16 protein-coding genes are annotated in these 18,080 nt (G+C 30.8%); 12 read left to right on the top strand and 4 right to left on the bottom strand.

The window, feature by feature from the left end:
* Window positions 1-126: 126 nt before the first annotated feature.
* A complete protein-coding gene (locus N5D46_RS09135) occupies window positions 127-924 on the top strand; it encodes a glycosyltransferase family 25 protein (protein ID WP_280049795.1) in 798 nt (265 codons plus the stop codon).
* Between the two features lie 133 nt (window positions 925-1,057).
* Here N5D46_RS09135 and asnA read toward each other — a convergent pair whose 3' ends face one another.
* Window positions 1,058-2,062: an aspartate--ammonia ligase gene (gene asnA / locus N5D46_RS09130; protein WP_280049794.1), complete on the bottom strand. Its 1,005-nt coding sequence runs from the start codon at window positions 2,060-2,062 to the stop codon at window positions 1,058-1,060.
* A gap of 232 nt (window positions 2,063-2,294) precedes the next feature.
* Window positions 2,295-2,735 carry a ribose 5-phosphate isomerase B gene (rpiB, locus tag N5D46_RS09125; protein ID WP_114998613.1) on the bottom strand — a complete coding sequence of 147 codons (441 nt, stop codon included), beginning with the start codon at window positions 2,733-2,735 and terminating at the stop codon, window positions 2,295-2,297.
* Window positions 2,736-3,277: 542 nt separating this feature from the next.
* On the opposite strand from rpiB, the gene N5D46_RS09120 reads away from it, so the two are divergent.
* From N5D46_RS09120 to N5D46_RS09110, 3 genes are all read left to right on the top strand, one after another.
* The gene (locus tag N5D46_RS09120; RefSeq protein ID WP_038336191.1) at window positions 3,278-4,468 is read left to right on the top strand and encodes a phosphoglycerate kinase; all 1,191 of its coding nucleotides are present in this window, start codon (window positions 3,278-3,280) and stop codon (window positions 4,466-4,468) included.
* Window positions 4,469-5,030: 562 nt separating this feature from the next.
* Window positions 5,031-6,182, top strand: coding sequence for an ABC transporter ATP-binding protein (locus tag N5D46_RS09115; RefSeq protein ID WP_280049793.1), 1,152 nt, complete (start codon window positions 5,031-5,033; stop codon window positions 6,180-6,182).
* Between the two features lie 12 nt (window positions 6,183-6,194).
* The gene (locus tag N5D46_RS09110; RefSeq protein ID WP_280049792.1) at window positions 6,195-7,940 is read left to right on the top strand and encodes a hypothetical protein; all 1,746 of its coding nucleotides are present in this window, start codon (window positions 6,195-6,197) and stop codon (window positions 7,938-7,940) included.
* A 222-nt stretch (window positions 7,941-8,162) separates the two neighbouring features.
* Here the strand turns inward: N5D46_RS09110 and N5D46_RS09105 are convergent, their stop codons facing one another.
* Complete coding sequence (locus tag N5D46_RS09105) at window positions 8,163-8,606, bottom strand: hypothetical protein (RefSeq protein ID WP_280049791.1); 444 nt, start codon at window positions 8,604-8,606, stop codon at window positions 8,163-8,165.
* Window positions 8,607-8,830: 224 nt separating this feature from the next.
* Window positions 8,831-9,421: a hypothetical protein gene (locus N5D46_RS09100; protein WP_280049790.1), complete on the bottom strand. Its 591-nt coding sequence runs from the start codon at window positions 9,419-9,421 to the stop codon at window positions 8,831-8,833.
* 276 nt (window positions 9,422-9,697) lie between these two features.
* Between N5D46_RS09100 and N5D46_RS09095 the strand changes: the two genes are divergently transcribed.
* The 8 genes from N5D46_RS09095 to N5D46_RS09060 all read left to right on the top strand — a co-directional run bounded on the left by N5D46_RS09095 (window position 9,698) and on the right by N5D46_RS09060 (window position 18,030).
* Window positions 9,698-10,681 (top strand): MoxR family ATPase, encoded by a 984-nt coding sequence (locus N5D46_RS09095; RefSeq protein WP_125350566.1) that lies wholly within the window; start codon window positions 9,698-9,700, stop codon window positions 10,679-10,681.
* Between the two features lie 25 nt (window positions 10,682-10,706).
* A complete protein-coding gene (locus N5D46_RS09090) occupies window positions 10,707-11,579 on the top strand; it encodes a DUF58 domain-containing protein (RefSeq protein WP_125350567.1) in 873 nt (290 codons plus the stop codon).
* Complete coding sequence (locus N5D46_RS09085; protein ID WP_280049789.1) at window positions 11,579-12,544, top strand: BatD family protein; 966 nt, start codon at window positions 11,579-11,581, stop codon at window positions 12,542-12,544. Before N5D46_RS09090 ends, N5D46_RS09085 begins: the two co-directional genes overlap by 1 nt.
* A gap of 2 nt (window positions 12,545-12,546) precedes the next feature.
* Window positions 12,547-13,563, top strand: a complete 1,017-nt coding sequence (locus tag N5D46_RS09080; RefSeq protein WP_280049788.1) for a VWA domain-containing protein — start codon at window positions 12,547-12,549, stop codon at window positions 13,561-13,563.
* On the top strand, window positions 13,563-14,573 hold the full coding sequence (locus N5D46_RS09075) for a VWA domain-containing protein (RefSeq protein WP_114998631.1): 1,011 nt from the start codon (window positions 13,563-13,565) through the stop codon (window positions 14,571-14,573). Before N5D46_RS09080 ends, N5D46_RS09075 begins: the two co-directional genes overlap by 1 nt.
* A 17-nt stretch (window positions 14,574-14,590) precedes the next feature.
* The gene (locus N5D46_RS09070) at window positions 14,591-15,445 is read left to right on the top strand and encodes a tetratricopeptide repeat protein (protein ID WP_280049787.1); all 855 of its coding nucleotides are present in this window, start codon (window positions 14,591-14,593) and stop codon (window positions 15,443-15,445) included.
* A complete protein-coding gene (locus N5D46_RS09065; RefSeq protein WP_125350571.1) occupies window positions 15,445-17,238 on the top strand; it encodes a BatD family protein in 1,794 nt (597 codons plus the stop codon). Before N5D46_RS09070 ends, N5D46_RS09065 begins: the two co-directional genes overlap by 1 nt.
* A 162-nt stretch (window positions 17,239-17,400) precedes the next feature.
* On the top strand, window positions 17,401-18,030 hold the full coding sequence (locus N5D46_RS09060) for a hypothetical protein (protein WP_052217862.1): 630 nt from the start codon (window positions 17,401-17,403) through the stop codon (window positions 18,028-18,030).
* Window positions 18,031-18,080 lie beyond the last annotated feature (50 nt).

Below are 18,080 nucleotides of genomic sequence, written 5' to 3'. Positions count from 1 at the left end.
TCCTTTTTCTAAAATAACAATTTACAGCCAATTCTATGTTACGGAAAGGATAAGATTACTTGTAACGTTTTGATTTATTGCGAAAATTGAGCCAAAAAAACTATTTTTGCATTGATAATTAATTGAATGAAAACTAAACCATTATACCAAACCTACTTGATTAACCTTGATCGAGCTACGGATCGACTTGAATTGATGCAAAAAGAATTCGAAAAATGTGAGATTACTTACGAAAGAATTTCTGCTGTAGATGCCAAAACTTTGGATTCGTCAACCTATAAAGTAAAAAATAAATATGACCGCGATTTAGTTCCTGGAGAAATTGGTTGTTATTTGAGTCATGTGAAAACGCTAGAAACTTTTTTGACTTCTGAAAATTATTTTGCTTTGATTATAGAAGATGATGCTATTTTGGTTAATGATTTCAAATCTGCTGTAGAAAAAGCAATGATTCAATATGATGATTTAGAAAGAAAAGATCATTGGGATGTTTTGAAGTTGTTTAATGGAAAACGAAAACATATCAAAATAGCTGATGTTGACCAAAAATATATAATTGCAGCTTGCGGAACGAGTATTCCAATCACAACAATTGCTGCCATTTGGACAAGAAAGGCCGCAGAAAAATTTTTGAATAAAATTAAAACTCCACTTCCTACAATTCAACGTCCTATTGATTGTGATTTACAGCATGCTTGGGAATTTGATTTAAGAATATATAATCTTCTTCCATCGCTTGTTAAACCAGCTCCAGTAGAAACGCAAATTCAGATTAATCGCAGTTTAAGAAAGTCTAAATTTCCAAAACAAATTCAATACGAATTGAATCGATTATTTCCTAAATATTTCTATTTGATTAATCATCATGGTTTCAAAAAATTCTATGATAGTTTTATTGTGAAGAAAAATGAAAGAATTTCTTAATCAACAATTATAAAACATATTAAATATCTGAATTAAAATAAATTAACAACCTTTATCAACAGTTATAAACATTGTTAATTTCTATATAAAATACAAAAATAGCAGTTTCAAGACTTTGAAACTGCTTTTTCATTTATAATAATTCGATGCTTTCTTCTTTTAATTTTTCTTTTACTTTTCCGTCCCAAATACTCGCTTGTACTTCGCCAATATGTCGAGATTTCAACATAAACATACACATACGAGATTGTCCAATTCCACCTCCAATTGATTCTGTTAACTGATCATCTAACAACATCGAGTGAAATAATAAATTTTTACGATCCGAAAAATCTCTAATTTCTAATTGTTTGGTCAAAGCTTTTTTATCCACACGAATTCCCATCGAAGATAACTCGAAAGCAGATTCTAAAACAGGGTTCCAAACTAAAATATCACCGTTCAAACCTCTAAAACCAGCACTGTTTTCTGTACTCCAATCGTCATAATCAGCAGCACGTGCATCGTGTAATTCACCATTACTCAATTCTCCTCCAATTCCGTAAATAAAAACAGCTCCAAATTCTTTACAAATTGCATTTTCACGTTGTTTCGGCGTAAATGTTGGATACTTTTGTAATAAATCTTCAGACGAAATAAATGTAATTTGTTCTGGTAAAACAGCTTTCAATTGCGGATATTTTGCTTCTACATTTTGCTCAGTTTGTTTAATAACTTCATAAATCGATTTTACTGTCGAAAAAAGATAATCCAATTGGCGATCTTGTGGAACAATTACTTTTTCCCAATCCCACTGATCAACATAAATAGAATGAATTGGAGAATAATCTTCGTCTGGACGCAAAGCGCGCATATCTGTTATAATTCCTTCGCCTGGTTCTATTTCTAATTCTTTCAAACGGATACGTTTCCATTTTGCTAAAGAATGTACAACCACCGCATTTTTATCATTCAAAGATTTTATAGGGAACTTTACAGGTCTTTCGATACTATTCAAATCATCATTAATACCCGTTCCATCCAATACTACCAATGGTCCAGAAACTGGAATAATGTTTAATTCTTTTTGTAATCCTTTCGAAAATTCTTCTTTTACAAAAGAGATTGCTTGTTCTCTACGTAATAATGCTCTGCTCATCTTTTAATCTTTAAATAATTTGTTTTTTTTACTGATGTAAAAGTAGAACAGCTACAATAAATAAATTTACTATTGACTTAAATTGGTTTAAAAATATTTAATTTTAAATATAAAATATTGTTTATACTTAACTATTTAAACTTTATAATAGTTTTAAATTTAATTTTTAAAATAAAAATCGGTAAACTCTAACGAATTGACCGATTTTATATCTTATAATAGATGTATAAAATTATCCGTTGTATGAACAAGCAATTTTATCTACGCGTCCTTGGTGACGACCACCTTCAAATTCTGTTGCTAAAAATGTATTTACAATTTCCTCAGCATATTCATACGCAATAAAGCGTGCAGGTAAAGTTAATACATTTGCATTATTGTGTTGACGAACTAACTTGGCAATATCCGTCATCCAACATAATGCAGCACGAATTCCTTGGTGTTTATTTGCAGTCATTGTAACGCCTTGCGCACTACCACAAATCAAAATTCCGAAATCTGCTTTTCCATCTTCCACAGCTTGTGCCGTTGGGTGTGCAAAATCAGGGTAATCAACACTCGCTGTTGAGAACGTACCAAAATCCTCAACCTCATATCCTTGACTTGTTAAAAAGGGAACTAATTTCTCCTTATAATCGAACCCAGCATGGTCCGCTCCGATTGCAATTTTCATTTAATTAACAGGTGTTTTTGTTGTTTTTGTTTAAATAATTGTAAATCAAATGTTAAGTAAAAGTAACAACTTGTTAAAAGATGATTGAATAAAACTAATAACTTTTCGAGAGAAAAATTTGGAAATCTGATTCAAAAAATCAATTAGAAATAAATCAATACAAGTCAAGTAAAAGTTTTCATTTTGGCATAAAAGATTTACACACCGTTATGAATAGTTTTCACAAAACTTCTTTTTAACAAAAGTTGTTTATCAACCAAAATGATAAATTGTTGATAGAATATCTAACTCTTTCATTACAAAACAAAATTACAAATAATAGCTTGTTAATTGCTATTAAATAAAATTTATCTCACTTTAGTTATCCACATATTAACAGTGCTAATAATAGTAACATTTTTTTCTTTTTTTAAAATTTAAAAATTAATTAAACTATATATATTATTATGAATTGTTAATAGTTGAAAATTGTATTGAATGATTTTAAGTCTCAAAATGAAAGTTTGATTACTTTTGTGTAGTTCAAAATTTCAAATCAAAATATGAAAACAATCAACGACTACAATTTCGAAAACAAGAAAGCATTGATTCGTGTTGACTTCAATGTTCCGCAAGACGAAAATTTAAATGTGACAGATGATACACGTATTAGAGCTGCAAAACCAACGATTGACAAAATATTGAAAGATGGTGGCGCTGTTGTATTAATGAGTCATTTGGGACGTCCTAAAGGCGAATTCAATGATAAATATTCATTAAAACATATTGCATCAAAAGTTTCAGAAATTCTTGGTGTTGATGTGATCGTTGCGAATGATGTTATTGGCGATGATGCGAAACAAAAAGTTAGTAATCTAAAATCAGGCCAAGTTTTATTATTGGAGAATGTTCGTTTCCATAATGAGGAAGAAGCTGGAGATAAAGATTTTGCTAAAGCATTGGCTCAATTTGGAGATATTTATGTGAATGACGCTTTCGGAACAGCACACCGCGCACATGCTTCGACTGCAATTATTGCCGAATTTTTTCCAGAAAATAAATGTTTTGGTTTGTTAATGGAACAAGAATTAACAGCTATTAACAAAGTGTTATCAGACGGAGAAAAACCTGTAACAGCGGTACTTGGAGGTGCTAAAGTATCTTCTAAAATTACGATTATCAACAATATTTTACCAGTTATTGATAACTTGATTATTGGTGGTGGAATGACGTATACATTTGTAAAAGCAAATGGCGGAAAAATCGGAAATTCGTTGGTAGAAGATGATAAATTAGATTTAGCGAAAGAAATTTTGGCTGAATGTGAAAAACATAACGTAAAAGTTTATTTACCAGTTGACAATGTAATTGCTGATAATTTTAGTAATGATGCAAATACTCAAACAGTTTCTTCTGATCAAATTCCAGATGGTTGGATGGGAATGGATGTTGGTGTAAAATCGTCAAAAGTTTTTGCAGATGTAATTAACAATTCGAAAACAATTCTTTGGAATGGTCCTTTAGGTGTTTTTGAAATGTTAAATTTTGCAAAAGGAACTATCGCTTTAGGTGATGCAATTGCTGAAGCTACTGCAAACGGCGCTTTTTCACTTGTTGGTGGTGGAGATTCTGTTGCATTCGTAAAACAATTTGGTTACGACGACAAAGTGAGCTACGTTTCTACAGGAGGTGGAGCTATGTTAGAGTCTTTAGAAGGTAAAGAATTACCAGGAGTTGCCGCAATTTTAAAATAAGAAAGGGAAAAAAATACTTAAAATAGTAGAAAAATTAAGTCGAGCATTTGCTCGACTTTTTTTGTCTTAATTGTTGAGTTGAATTTATTTCAACTTCTCATCTTAATGATTAGGTTCTTCACTTTACTGTGGTTTCGTTTAGAATGACATTTTTTTTAGCATTAAATTTTCTGCCATTCCGACGTTAGGAGGAATCTCAATGATTCTAAAATTGTTAATAGTAATCACTTGTTATTTAATAAATTAACTGCTTTTCAACTGAGTTATAAAAAGAATGTTTACAGCTTGATTAATTACTCATATTGTTAATAGTAAACTATTCAAAATAAATTAATTAAGAAGTTATGAATAGACTTTATTAAAACTTGTGAATAATGATGAATTTAGAACTAAATTGATTTAATAAAGTTAAAATTGTTAATTATAAAACATTTATAAATAATGAATTAAAAAGTAATTAAGATAGTTTATCAAAAATTGTTGAAACTGAAATCTCCCTACAATTAGCCATTTTATTTGTAGAAAAGGATTGTTATATTCGTAATGATTTAATAATCAATCTATGAATGAATTTAACCAACGACTAAACGAAGTAGAAAATCATTTGCAACACAATGATCTTGATTTGGGCTATCGCCGATTAATTGATTGTGTGTTGGATTTGGGTGAGAAATCTTTTTACAAAGAGATTATCTCCTATTCAGATCTTTATTACAACGAAAATTCTACGAACGAAAATAAAACAACGCAAGCTTTACAATTGGTGGAAAAGTTGAAACAAGCTCCTCCTCCGCCCTTTCAAAAAGAAGAAACATTGATATCAACCAACAATGTTGAAAAAGCTTATTATCGTCGAAATTTTAAACTTCATCCGATCACTTTTGATTTGAAATCACGAGAAGTTGTTGGATTAGTTGGAGAAAATGGAAATGGAAAAACGACTTTATTACGTTTAATTTGTGGTGAATTGAAACCAACTTCTGGCGAAATAATTTATCATTTTTCTAAAGCAAAACCGTTTAGTTTCGAGCTGAAAACAAAATTAGTTTATGTGCCGCAACGAATCGAAGTTTTATATGGTACGTTGATGGAAAATCTGCAATTTACCTTGACATGTTATGATATTTACAACGAAGAAAATTGGTTATTAGCGAATGTTATGTTGGCGCGTTTGGGGCTTTGGCCTTACAAGGATTTGCAATGGCGACAATTGTCGTCTGGTTATAAAATGCGATTCGAGCTCGCGCGAACGTTATTGCGTCGTCCAAAAGTATTGTTGTTAGATGAGCCTTTGGCTAATTTAGATATTTTGGCACAACAAATTATTCTTGAAGATTTGAAATTTTTATCACAATCAATCCGAAATCCTTTTGGTGTTATTTTGAGTTCTCAACAATTGTACGAAGTTGAAAAAGTATCGACAGAAGTTCTCTTTTTAGAGCAAGGAAAGCTTAAAATACAAGGAGATACAAATGATTTGGAAGGTGATTTTACGATTGTTGAAATTGATGTTGAAAATACCAAAGAAGAGTTATTAACAGCTTTATCTAACATCGAAATTAAACAGATAAAATTCAATGGAGGATCATATATCGCATATTTTGATGATAGAATTTCGATGAATATGATTTTGTCTGAAATCGGAAAATCATCATTGAAGATAAAATACATTCGAGATATTTCGAAATCAAGTCGTCGCTTTTTTGTCAATTAAAACTAACCAACTATGTTCAAAAAAATAAATCAAACTTTAATTACAAAATATCCGCTGATTTGGAATCTAAAATTTATTTGGATTTTGTTGACGGTTTTAGTTTTCAACTTGATTGCATTTATCAATGGTTTTTTGTTTTTTACTAAAAAATCTCAACTGCAAGTAACTGGACTTTATGAAGTGTTTTTCAACTCAGGAATTGCAATTTATTACCTATTAATTGGTGACATTATCGGCGTTATTTGGTTGTATTTCTATATAAAAAATAATCGTTTCAAATCAAATTATCCAACCTCAAGAAATTATTTATTCAAAGAATTTTTGGCCGTTTTCTTCATTATATTTTTGATGTTTTATGTACCAAATTCGTTCAAAACTGGTCTTAAATTACGTGTTTCAAATTATATAACTGAAGAGCAATATTTGAAAGATATCGATATTATCAATAGAGCGCAAGGTTTTACGTTGCAACCAAATTTTGGGTACGATAATTATTCGAGAAATTTGCCTGTTCCAGCTTTTGATTCGTTGGTTTTGGAAAAAGAAACAAGAGAATTATATGAAAAAAATAAGAGAGAATATTTAAGAAAAAATCCAACATACTCATATGATGCTTTTTTGGATCCGTATTTCAGAAATCCTGAATTTGAAACCTTATTAAGAGATTATTTTCCGGAGCGATTTAGTTATTCTAAAATTAATTTTAATCAAACGTATCAACCTCTAAAAAAGAATAATTCATCTACAGATTCATTTCAAGAAGAAATGGACTATCCTACTACAGCAGCTGTAGATTCAACTTATGCTGTTGTCGATTCTGCTGCAGTATCATTAAATTCTGCTGGAAAACCAGATGTTTATTACAACTTAGCAAGTTTGTATAATTATAGTTTTTTGGTTTTTAACAATCCGAAAGATTCTACTTTAAATCATCAATTTTATGATGAACAATGGATTGCTTTGTTGCAAAAAAATGATCGAAAAGTAATTGAAAATTTATTGAATAATTATACCGATTTATTAAAAAAGCAAGAAATTGGTTATCAGTTCAAACATAAAAATTGGATTGATTATTTGCCTCAATATCCATATTATTTCATTGATCATAAATTGAATTATATTGATCCTTATCAAACTGTAGATAAAAAACTGAATGATTATATCAACCAATCAAGTTTAAACAAAGTGTATGAAAATATTGAGTTTTCGAAATATAGTTCCACTTGGTTAGAACATATTCAGTATTATTTACTAATCGCTTTAGTTATTACCGTTCTTATCATTACATTCAGATTTAGTTCGTTCAAAGTTTGGTTAATTTCATTAATTGGCGCAGGAATTTTGGCAATTTTAGGAAGCGTTTTCGGAATTTCTATCGATGCGAGTATTGGTTATACACAATTCACACCTTATATTATTTTATTTGTTTTTTACATTGCATTTATAGTGATTACACTAATTGGCTTACGTTCCAAAAAATATAAAGTTTTGACAGGTGTTAATCTTAATTGGTTTGTTGCGACCAATATTTTTATTGGAATTGTGATGCTTAGTTTTTACACAGATTTGCGTGAAGAAATGTTATATGAAGCAAATAAACATATGAATATTTATGAGTTTAGACAAACAAATAAAGAATTATTGATGTTACAAGAATTTGCAAAAATTTTTCTTTACATCAATCCAATTTTATATTTAATAAGTTTTTATTTCATCATTAATCTTTATAAAAAATGGCAAGCAATGCCAGAAGAATAAAAAAAGAAAAGCGAGCCGATTTAGCTCGCTTTTCACTTGATAATTGAATGAAAATGAATTTTAAAAACTACTTTAAAAAAACTTACTTATGAAATAAAATAACACATTGTGCTATTCAATAATAATTTTAAAACTCATACAAATTTTAAAATATTCTTTCAAAATTTAAATTAATAGAGGTTAACCATCAAAATTTATAGGTTAACCCTATTTTTTATGATTTTATGCACATTTAGACGAATGTCTATTTCCTTTTGCATCACGTTTTTTGTGCATACTAAATTTATCAGATTTCATACGTTTTTCACGATCTTGTTTGTATTGATTGAACTGATTTTTGTCTAAAATTTTCTCTAATTTAATATCAAAATCGTTTGTACCTTTTTCTGGTCGAGAACCTCTTTCTCCTTTTTGAGTAGAATTTTTGTCTCTGTTCGCAAATTCTTTTTTCATGTCAGAATCTCTACTTTCTAACAACGATTTTACTTTTTTCTTTTGAGTAGAACTCAAATTATATTGATCAAATTTTTTTAACTGTCTATCAACAGAATTTGTTTGCGTATGTTCTACTTTATCCTTTTGTTGTTGATTATTTCCTTGTGGTCTTTGTTGAGCAGAAACTGCCATCACCATCACCATACTTGCTAATAAAAATGCTTTTCTCATAATCTATGTTTTTGTTTACAACTAAATGTTAGAATTATATTCTTTTCATTTTTCTTGAAACAAAGTTGCAACACAAAAAAAAGACGTCAAAAATATTGAGGTAAACGAGTGTTAAGTATCGGTGAAATCAAGGATTTATTAAAGTTTTTAACAAAAATGTCAAATTTATTAAATAAAAAAATCCATTCTTTATCGAATGGATTTTGATGTATTTTTTTGAAAAATTATTTCAATTCTTTTCCTAATAATTTTCCAGTTGATTCGTAAGCAGAAGCAATTCGACCGTATTCCATAACAAAATCATTTTTACCCGAAGTTCCTTTTACTTTATCCGATTTTATAGAAAGTAAAATGTTAGAAGGATTTGCAGTTTCAACAAAATTTAAATTTGTGCTTAGTTTTGCTGGTTCAATAGCTATACCAGCATGATAACCAGGATAAATCCATTCAGAATTGATAATCAAAGTATATTTTGCAGCTGGATTTTTTACAAAATTTAATTTTTTAGATTTAGTAGTTCCTTTTATAAATTTATCCAAAAAAGTAACATTTCTATTTTCATTCCAATCTGCAAGCCATTGTTTCCAATAATTTTCTCCTCTTTTCGGATTATTTAAAACATCTTTTTCACGTTTCTCTAAATATTCAGTTTCAGTTTTATTTTCATCATAAAATTTAACATCATCAAATAATAGTTGAACATTAATTTCTTTTTGATCTTTTAAAAAATCAGTGTTTCCAGATACAACCTGAATCTTTTGAGCAAAAGTTAAAATGCTTGTTATAAAGCAAATCATCAGTAAATAATTCTTCATACAGTATTGTTTTTCAGTAAAAATATAAATATTCTTTAAATAGTTATTGTATAATCATTTAAAGAAATATTATTTGGAAACGTTTATTGTTTATAAATAGTTTGTAAGTCTTGGAAAAATTTTACTGAAAATAATAATCAAAACGTTTGGTACACTACTTTTGTCTTAACAAAGTTTAACAATATTGTATGAAAGTTTTAATTTCTAAATCAATTGTATTTGTTAATTTTAGAGGAAATTTGAATCAATAATATAAACATTAATTTCAACGAAATTTTGGATATACAACAACTAAACCAACAAATAGAAGCAAAAAGCGAAAGCATTGCAAGGTTGACATCGGAAATAAATAAAGCGATTATTGGACAAGAAAAAATGATTGAAAGTCTATTAATCGGATTACTTGGAAATGGACACGTTTTATTAGAAGGTGTTCCTGGATTAGCAAAAACATTGGCGATTAAAACATTATCTGATGCTGTTGATGGATCTTTTTCTCGTATACAATTTACACCAGATTTGTTACCTGCCGATGTTGTGGGAACACTTATTTACAATGTAAAAGAAAACGATTTTAGAATCAAAAAAGGACCAATATTCGCCAATTTTGTTTTAGCTGATGAGATTAACCGTTCGCCTGCAAAAGTACAATCTGCCTTGTTAGAAGCAATGCAAGAGCGTCAAGTAACAATTGGTGATGAAACGTATCCGTTACAAAAACCTTTCTTGGTTTTGGCAACTCAAAATCCAGTGGAACAAGAAGGAACTTATCCTTTGCCAGAAGCGCAAGTTGACCGTTTTATGTTGAAAACTGTAATTACTTATCCGGAATTTGAAGCAGAACGTTTGATTTTAAGAAATTCGATTAATCAATCTTTTCCAAAAATTGAGAAAGTAATTTCTATTCAAGAATTGTTGGATGCGCGCGAAATGGTGAAACAAGTTTATATGGACGAAAAAATTGAAAAATATATTTTGGATATTATTTTCGCAACTCGTTTTCCAGAAAAAGTTGGATTAGAAAAATTGGTTCCAATGATTTCGTTTGGTTCTTCACCTCGTGGATCAATCAATTTGGCACAAGCTTCTAAAGTGTATGCATTTTTACGTAAACGCGCTTATGTTATTCCAGATGATGTGCGTGCAATGGCAAAAGATGTGTTGCGTCATCGTATCGGAATTAGCTACGAAGCAGAAGCAGAAAATGTTACGCCAGAAGAAATTATCGACAATATTCTTAATGTTGTTCCAGTTCCTTAAACCACTATTCAAAATCATTTAAACTTTGGATGCAAAAGAAATCATCAAACGTGTAAAACGTATTGAGCTAAAAAGCAAGCGCAAAGCGAGCAACCTTTTTATGGGTGAATATCACAGTTCATTCAAAGGAAGAGGTATGATTTTTAGTGAAATTCGTCCTTATCAATACGGTGATGACGTTCGTAATATCGACTGGAATAAAACGGCTCGATACAGCGAACCTTATGTAAAAGTTTTTGAAGAAGAACGAGAATTAACCATGTTTTTATTGGTTGATGTTTCGAATTCTGAAAACTTTGGAACACGAAAACAAATTAAAATGGAAACAATTGCTGAATTGAGCGCTACATTGGCTTTTTCGGCAATTACTTATAATGATAAAGTTGGTTTGATATTATATTCGGATCAAGTGGAGAAATTTATTCCACCCAAAAAAGGAAAACAACATGTGTTGCGTTTGGTGAGAGAAATTGTTTCGTATGAGCCAAAAAGTAAGAAAACTGATTTAGCAGAGACTTTGGAAACATTTATGAATTTGGTTCGCCGAAAATCAAATGTTTTTATTCTTTCAGATTTTATTGATTCTTCAGATTACGAAAAAGCATTGCGAATCGTGGCAAAAAAACATGATGTGACTGGAATTAGAGTTTATGACGAAAAAGAGCAATCTTTTCCAGACGTAGGTTTAGTTCATGTGCAAGATAACGAAACAGGCGAAATCCGTTTGATAGACACTTCATCGAAGAAATTGCGTCAACAGTATGCGCAATATTACCGCGATTTAGATCAACGTTATCAATCTATTTTCAAGAAAAATCATTCAGGCGCAATCAGTATTCGTACCGACGAAGATTATGTTCGCCCATTGTTAAACTACTTTAAAAGTCATAAAGCCTAATGAAGAATTTATTGCTTTTAGTAAGTTTTTTTATCCTTCAATTTTCGTTTGCGCAAGAAATTACGCCAAAATTGGATCGCACGACAATCAAAATTGGCGAGCCAATCCAATATGAATTGAAAATTGATTACAAAGAAGGAGATAAAGTTGTTTTTCCTACGATTTCAGATTCAATTAATCATCACATCGAAGTTTTAGGTCAAAAAATTGACACTGTAAAAACGGATGGAAAATCTGAAATTGTTCAACATTTAGAATTGACTGGATATGATGCAGGGAGATTTAATATTCCATCATTTATTATTCAGAAAAATGGAAAAGATTTAACTACAAAACAACTCGAAATTGATATTCAAGATATTGCAGTTGATACAACGAAAAATGCAATTTTCCCGATAAAACCTGTAATGGAAGAAGAATATTCTATTGGAGATTATTGGAATAAATATTGGTTGTACGGCATTATTGCGTTGATTTTATTTATCATCGGAATTGTTTTGGTTGTATTATATGTTCGCGCAAAATCGAAATTATCTGGCAAAGATTCGTACAAAACGCCTTATGACGAAGCGAAAGCAAGTTTAAAAGCGTTGGATGCCAAGAAATATTTGAAACGAGGCGAACAAAAAGAATATTACACGCAATTATCATTTATTGTAAGACGATATTTAGGACGTATTTATAACTTTTCTGCATTAGAAATTTTGTCGGATGATTTAGTAAAATATGTTGCGACAAAACCAGATGTTTTACCAGAAGATGTACAGAAATTTAAACAATTTTTGTTCGATGCTGATTTGGTAAAATTCGCCAAACAAGAATTTGATGAACCAACAAATATTTCGCATCGAAATTGGGTAGATGAATTTGTAGATCGTGTAAAACCATTAGAAATTCCGGAGAACGAAGATTTGAAAAAAGATCAAGTGACGGGAGAAAAATATAAACAGTTTAATAACAATTAGGAATGCTAAATTTTGAGTTTCAAAATCCTTGGATCTTACTCTTATTGCTTGCTTTGCCTTTCTTTATTTTCAGAGAAATTCGCAAAACGAGCCAGAAAAAAGCATCCTTAAAATTACCTTCGCTCAAAGCATTTGGAGGTGCAAAAAGTTCGTTAGCGACGTACAAACCACTTTTATTTTTGATGCGAATTATCGCAATGGCTTTGTGCATTGTTGCCTTGGCTCGTCCACGTTATGTAGATGTTACAACAAAAGTAAAATCGGACGAAGGAGTTGATATTTTATTGACTGTAGATACTTCGTTGAGTATGTTAGCACGCGATTTGAAACCAGATCGTTTAACAGCGTTAAAAGAAGTTGCAAAAGACTTTTCAATTGGAAGAAAAACGGACAGAGTTGGATTGGTCGAATATTCTGGAGAAGCTTTGACACGTGTTCCATTAACAACAGATCGTGATGTTTTGACACAAGAAATCGAAATGTTACATTCTGGTAGTTTAGCTGATGGAACAGCAATTGGAGTTGGTTTAGCAACAGCTGTTAATCATCTTAAAAATAGTAAGGCAAAATCTAAAGTAGTTATTCTGATTACAGATGGTGTTGAAAGTGTAAATCCTTCTGGAGATTTGATGTATGTTTCGCCGAGACAAGCCGCTGATATTGCAGCAGAGAAAGGGATAAAAGTATATACAATTGGTATTGGAACAAACGGAATGGCGCCTATGCCTGTTGGTTACGATATGTTAGGTGATTATGTTTTTGAGATGCGTCCTGTACAAATTGACGAAAAATTGTTAGAAGAAGTTGCAGATAAAACTGGAGGTTTATATTTCCGTGCAACAAACAATGAAAGTTTAAAAAACATTTATGACGAAATTGATAAACTTGAAAAAACAGAAATTAACGAAGTCAAATATTATAATTATACCGAATTGTTTGCACGATTCTTATTACCTGCATTCATCATTTTGGTATTAGAAGCCATTTTACGAAGAACCGTTTTTAAAGAATTAATCTAATGCAGTGGGGAGAATTACATAATATTTGGTTGATGATTTTATTGTTTGTCGTTATTTTTCTATCGATAACAGTATTTCAATGGCGCGAACGTGTAAAGAAAACATTTGCAGATAAAGAATTATTTCCATTTGTTTTTCCAATCACATCTTCAAAGCGTTATGGCTTCAAAATCATTGCATTTTGTGTGGCTTTATTTTTAATGGTGATTGCATTGATGGATCCACTTTATGGTGAACGAGATGTGCAAGTAAAGCGCGAAGGAATTGATATGGTTTTCTTGTTAGATTTATCAAGTTCGATGAATGCACAAGATGTTGCTCCTTCTCGATTAGAAAAAGCAACAAAATTAATCACAGAAACATTACATCAATTAGGTGGAGATCGAGCTTCTTTGGTTGCGTTTGCGGTGAATGCTTATACCATTTCTCCATTGACAAATGATTATGCTGCAATCGAAAGTTATTTGCAAAATGTTAATACTGAGTTAATTTCGAGTCAAGGAACAAATTACTTAAATGCGATTCAGGAAGCTGCAAAAACATTCAAAGGATCGGCGAATACAAGTAAATTAATTGTACTAATTTCGGATGGAGAAGACAACGAAAATACAGTTAATCAAGCTTCTAAAATAGCAAAAGATAACGGAATTCATATTGTATCAGTTGGTGTTGGAACAGATAAAGGAGCTCCAATTCCGATGTATTACAATGGCTACGCCGAAGACTATAAAAAGGACGAAACAGGTTCTATAGTTATTACAAAATTAGAAGATAAAAATCTTCGCAAATTGGCACAAGATACAAACGGAACTTACATTCATTTGGATAATACGCAAGATGCATTATCCGCATTATCAATGTATAAAGCCCGATTAGATAAAAACGAAATTGCTAACTCTACAACAAGAGATATGAATCATATTTATCAGTGGTTTTTAGCGGTTGCGGTTTGTTTACTTTTTGTGGAATTATTAACATCTGAATATAAGATTTTTAACAAAAAGAAATAGTAAGTTTGTATGGTAAAATGATGTACTTTTTAAAACAAATAGGATTTTTAGGAATAATGCTTTTATCCGTTTTTGGTTATAGTCAATCGAAAGCGAAAAGCTACATTATTGAAGGAAACGAGTATTATCAAAAAGGAAAATTTGATAATGCAGAAGTTGCCTACAAGAAAGCTACCATGGAAGATCCAACTTCTGTCAAAGCAAATTACAATTTAGGAAATGCTTTATTTCAACAAAAACGTTACAAAGAAAGTATAGCGCATTACAAACGTTCTGCTGAAGTATCTAAAACGAATAATGATAAACATTTGGCTTATCACAATTTAGGAAATGCTTTTATGCAGGAAAAAGATTATCAAAATGCTGTTGATAATTACAAACAAGCCTTACGAAATGATCCAAAAGATGATGCAACACGTTACAACTATGCATTAGCAAAAAAAATGTTAGAAAAAGAACGTGAGAAACAAAAAGATCAAAATAATAAAGATCAAAACAAACAAGATCAAAATAATCAGCAAAAACAACAACAGCAGCAAAATAAACAGAATCAACAAAACCAAAATAACCAAAAGCAAAATCAGAATCAGAATCAATCTCAACAACAACAATCTGATCAGCAGAAACAGCAAAATCAAGGAGGAAACCCGAAAGCTGGTGGTGAAAATGGAAACAATAAAGGACAAGGAAATAATCAATCTCCAGAAATCAAACAAGGAAATAATGGAGACGGAAAAGAACAAGATAATGCAAAGAATAATTTGGGAGACGGTTTGCTAAAAGCATTGCAAAATCAGGAAGCCAAAACCCAACGAAAAATTATTCAACAAAAAGCAGAAAAACAACGAACAACAACATCTAAGGATTGGTAATGACAACGACAAGCGTTTTAAATAGCTTTTTAGTGTTTGCCTTAACGTCTATCACAGCGTTAGCACAACAAATTTCTTTTAAATCTGATGCAGATAAAACACAGGTCAGTTTAGGAGAAGCATTTAGCGTGGGCTTTTTTATCGAATCTAATACAGATAGTTATTCGATTGATCAACCAATGAAATATCCTCCACATAATGGATTACAAATTGTAGGTGAACAACACTCGCAAAATGTTTCTTATGTGAATGGAAAAGGAGTGATAGAAGAAGGAATTATCCTTGCTTTTGTTGCTGAAAAAGAAGGTAAATATCGCATTGGAGCTGCTAAAATTGTGATTAATGGAAAAACCTATACATCGAAACCTGTCGATGTTGTAGTGAAAGGAACGGGGTTGACGCACAACAATTTTAGAAGTAATACTTCGCAGCCTGTTTTTCTACAAAGTAAAGTTTCGAAAACGAATCCTTATGTGAACGAACAAGTTGGTTTATCAGTAAAATTATACGTAAAAGATTTATCTTATCTTAATCGTAAACAAAACTTTCGTCAAGGAAATTTAGACGGATTAAGCCCAAAAATTGTAAAAAGCTCTCCCGAAAATATCAAGCAAGAAATTGTTGGAGGAAAACAATATTTCTCCGAAGAAATTGCACGTTATTATGTTTTTCCTCAAAAACCAGGAAAGATAGAAATCGATCCGTTTTCGGTAGATGTGGTGTTGCCAACAACGTATGGAGCGGAGCCTGTAGAAGTGCGTAGTAATCCAGTTGTGATTAATGCAAAAGCACTTCCAGAAGAAGGAAAGCCAAAGAATTTTAGCGGTGCAGTTGGTCAATTTAAAATGAACGCTTCGGTTGATAAAAAAGAAGTTACAACCAATGAAAGTGTAAATTTTGATGTTGAAATTATTGGAACAGGAAACTTTAATACGATTAATTTACCTGAAATTACGACGCCAAAAAATTTAGAAAAATTCGCACCGAAAAAACGCGATGCATATAAAACCTATGATACAGGAATGAAAGGAAAAGTTGCTGAGCAAACAGTTCTTGTCCCAAATTTTGGAGGAGAATATACGATTTCGCCTGTAGAATTTTGTTATTTCGATCCTGTTAAAGAGAAATATGTAACCTTGAAATCAGATTCGATTAATTTGTCTGTTTCAGGTTCTAAAACTTCTTCTGCAACGGCTGTGGCTTCTAATTCACCAGATTCGACAATTTCTGATAAAATAGAAGAAATGACGAACGATGTGAAAGAAGGAAAAAGCGGTTGGTTGTGGTTAACTGGTGGTGTAATTGCATTGAGTGCTGGAAGTTTATTTTTGATGAGAAAGAAAAATAACCCGACACAAAAACAAAAAATTGAACCAAAAATAAAACCTCTTAACGAGCAAAATAATTTTGAATCATACCAACCAAAAACAGAAACCCAAAAGTTTACTTTGGTTGAAAAACCAACGATAAATTCGAGTCAAATTTCTGCTGAATTAGATGAATTGAAGCAAAAAATAAACGTTGAAGACCAAAAAGATTTTTATCAATTACAAGAAAATATTTTGTGTAATGCTGCGCTATTAAAAACGAATACAGATTTAGCTCATTTTTCTGACGAGGTGATTGCAAATAAATTGATCGAAAATGGTGTTAGTGAATTAGCCGTAGAACAATGGAAATTGTTGCTGAACAACGCACGACAAGCTAAATATGCCTTTGGTGGTTTGCATCAAAATTTAGAAGAAGTTTTCGAAGCTACGCAAAATATTTCCGAAGAATTATTACGAAAATAAATTTCAAGTTTTTTAGATAGTAAAAGGGACAATCTCAGTTTTGAGTTGTCCCTTTTATTTTTGTCCTTACAACTCATCCTCAAAAATTGACAATTCGGTAACATATAATTTCAAACAAGAAGTGTTTGTAAGAACTTTGACTCAACAAATAAAAAAACATAAATGATAAAAACAGTTTTCTTAACAATCGCAATTTTATTCACTGTATCAACTTTTGCACAAAAGAATTTTGAATCAGATATGAATAAAACTTTAACGGAATGGAACAAAGGAAATCATTCTTCTGAAGCTAATTTTAAGCAATTAATAAATGATTATCCAAATGAATGGTTGCCTAAATATTACTTGACTTTTTCTGAAGTTTTGAAAACGTTCGAATCAAAAGATATTACTAAAAATGAAGAAATTCTTTTGAATGTAAAAACTCAAATCGATGATTTAGTCAGAAATAATCCATTAAATGTAGAAATTCTCAATTTAAAAGCCTTGTATTTAACAGCAGAAATTGTGCAGAATCCAATGCAAAATGGAGCAATTTATTATCCAGAAGTAGTACAAATCTATCAAAAATCGTTGATGTTAAACCCTACTAATCCGCGTTCTGTTTTAGGTTTGGCTGAGTTCAATATCAATGCTGCAAAATATAGCGGAATGGATATTACACAAGATTGTAAAAATGTAAAAAAATCTTTAGCTTTATTCGATACTGAAAAGCCAAAGAATAATGAACCGATATGGGGAAAAGATCGTGCCGAAGCCTTGTTGAATAACGAATGTAAAAACGTACTATAATGATAGCTTTAGTTGCACAATTTATTCACGAAATTATTTTTTGGTTAATT

It is taken from the genome of Empedobacter sp. GD03865 (assembly GCF_029840775.1).
Lineage (GTDB): Bacteria > Bacteroidota > Bacteroidia > Flavobacteriales > Weeksellaceae > Empedobacter > Empedobacter falsenii_B.
Note: the sequence above shows the minus strand (reverse complement) of the source record. Positions and strands in the feature narration are given on the sequence as shown.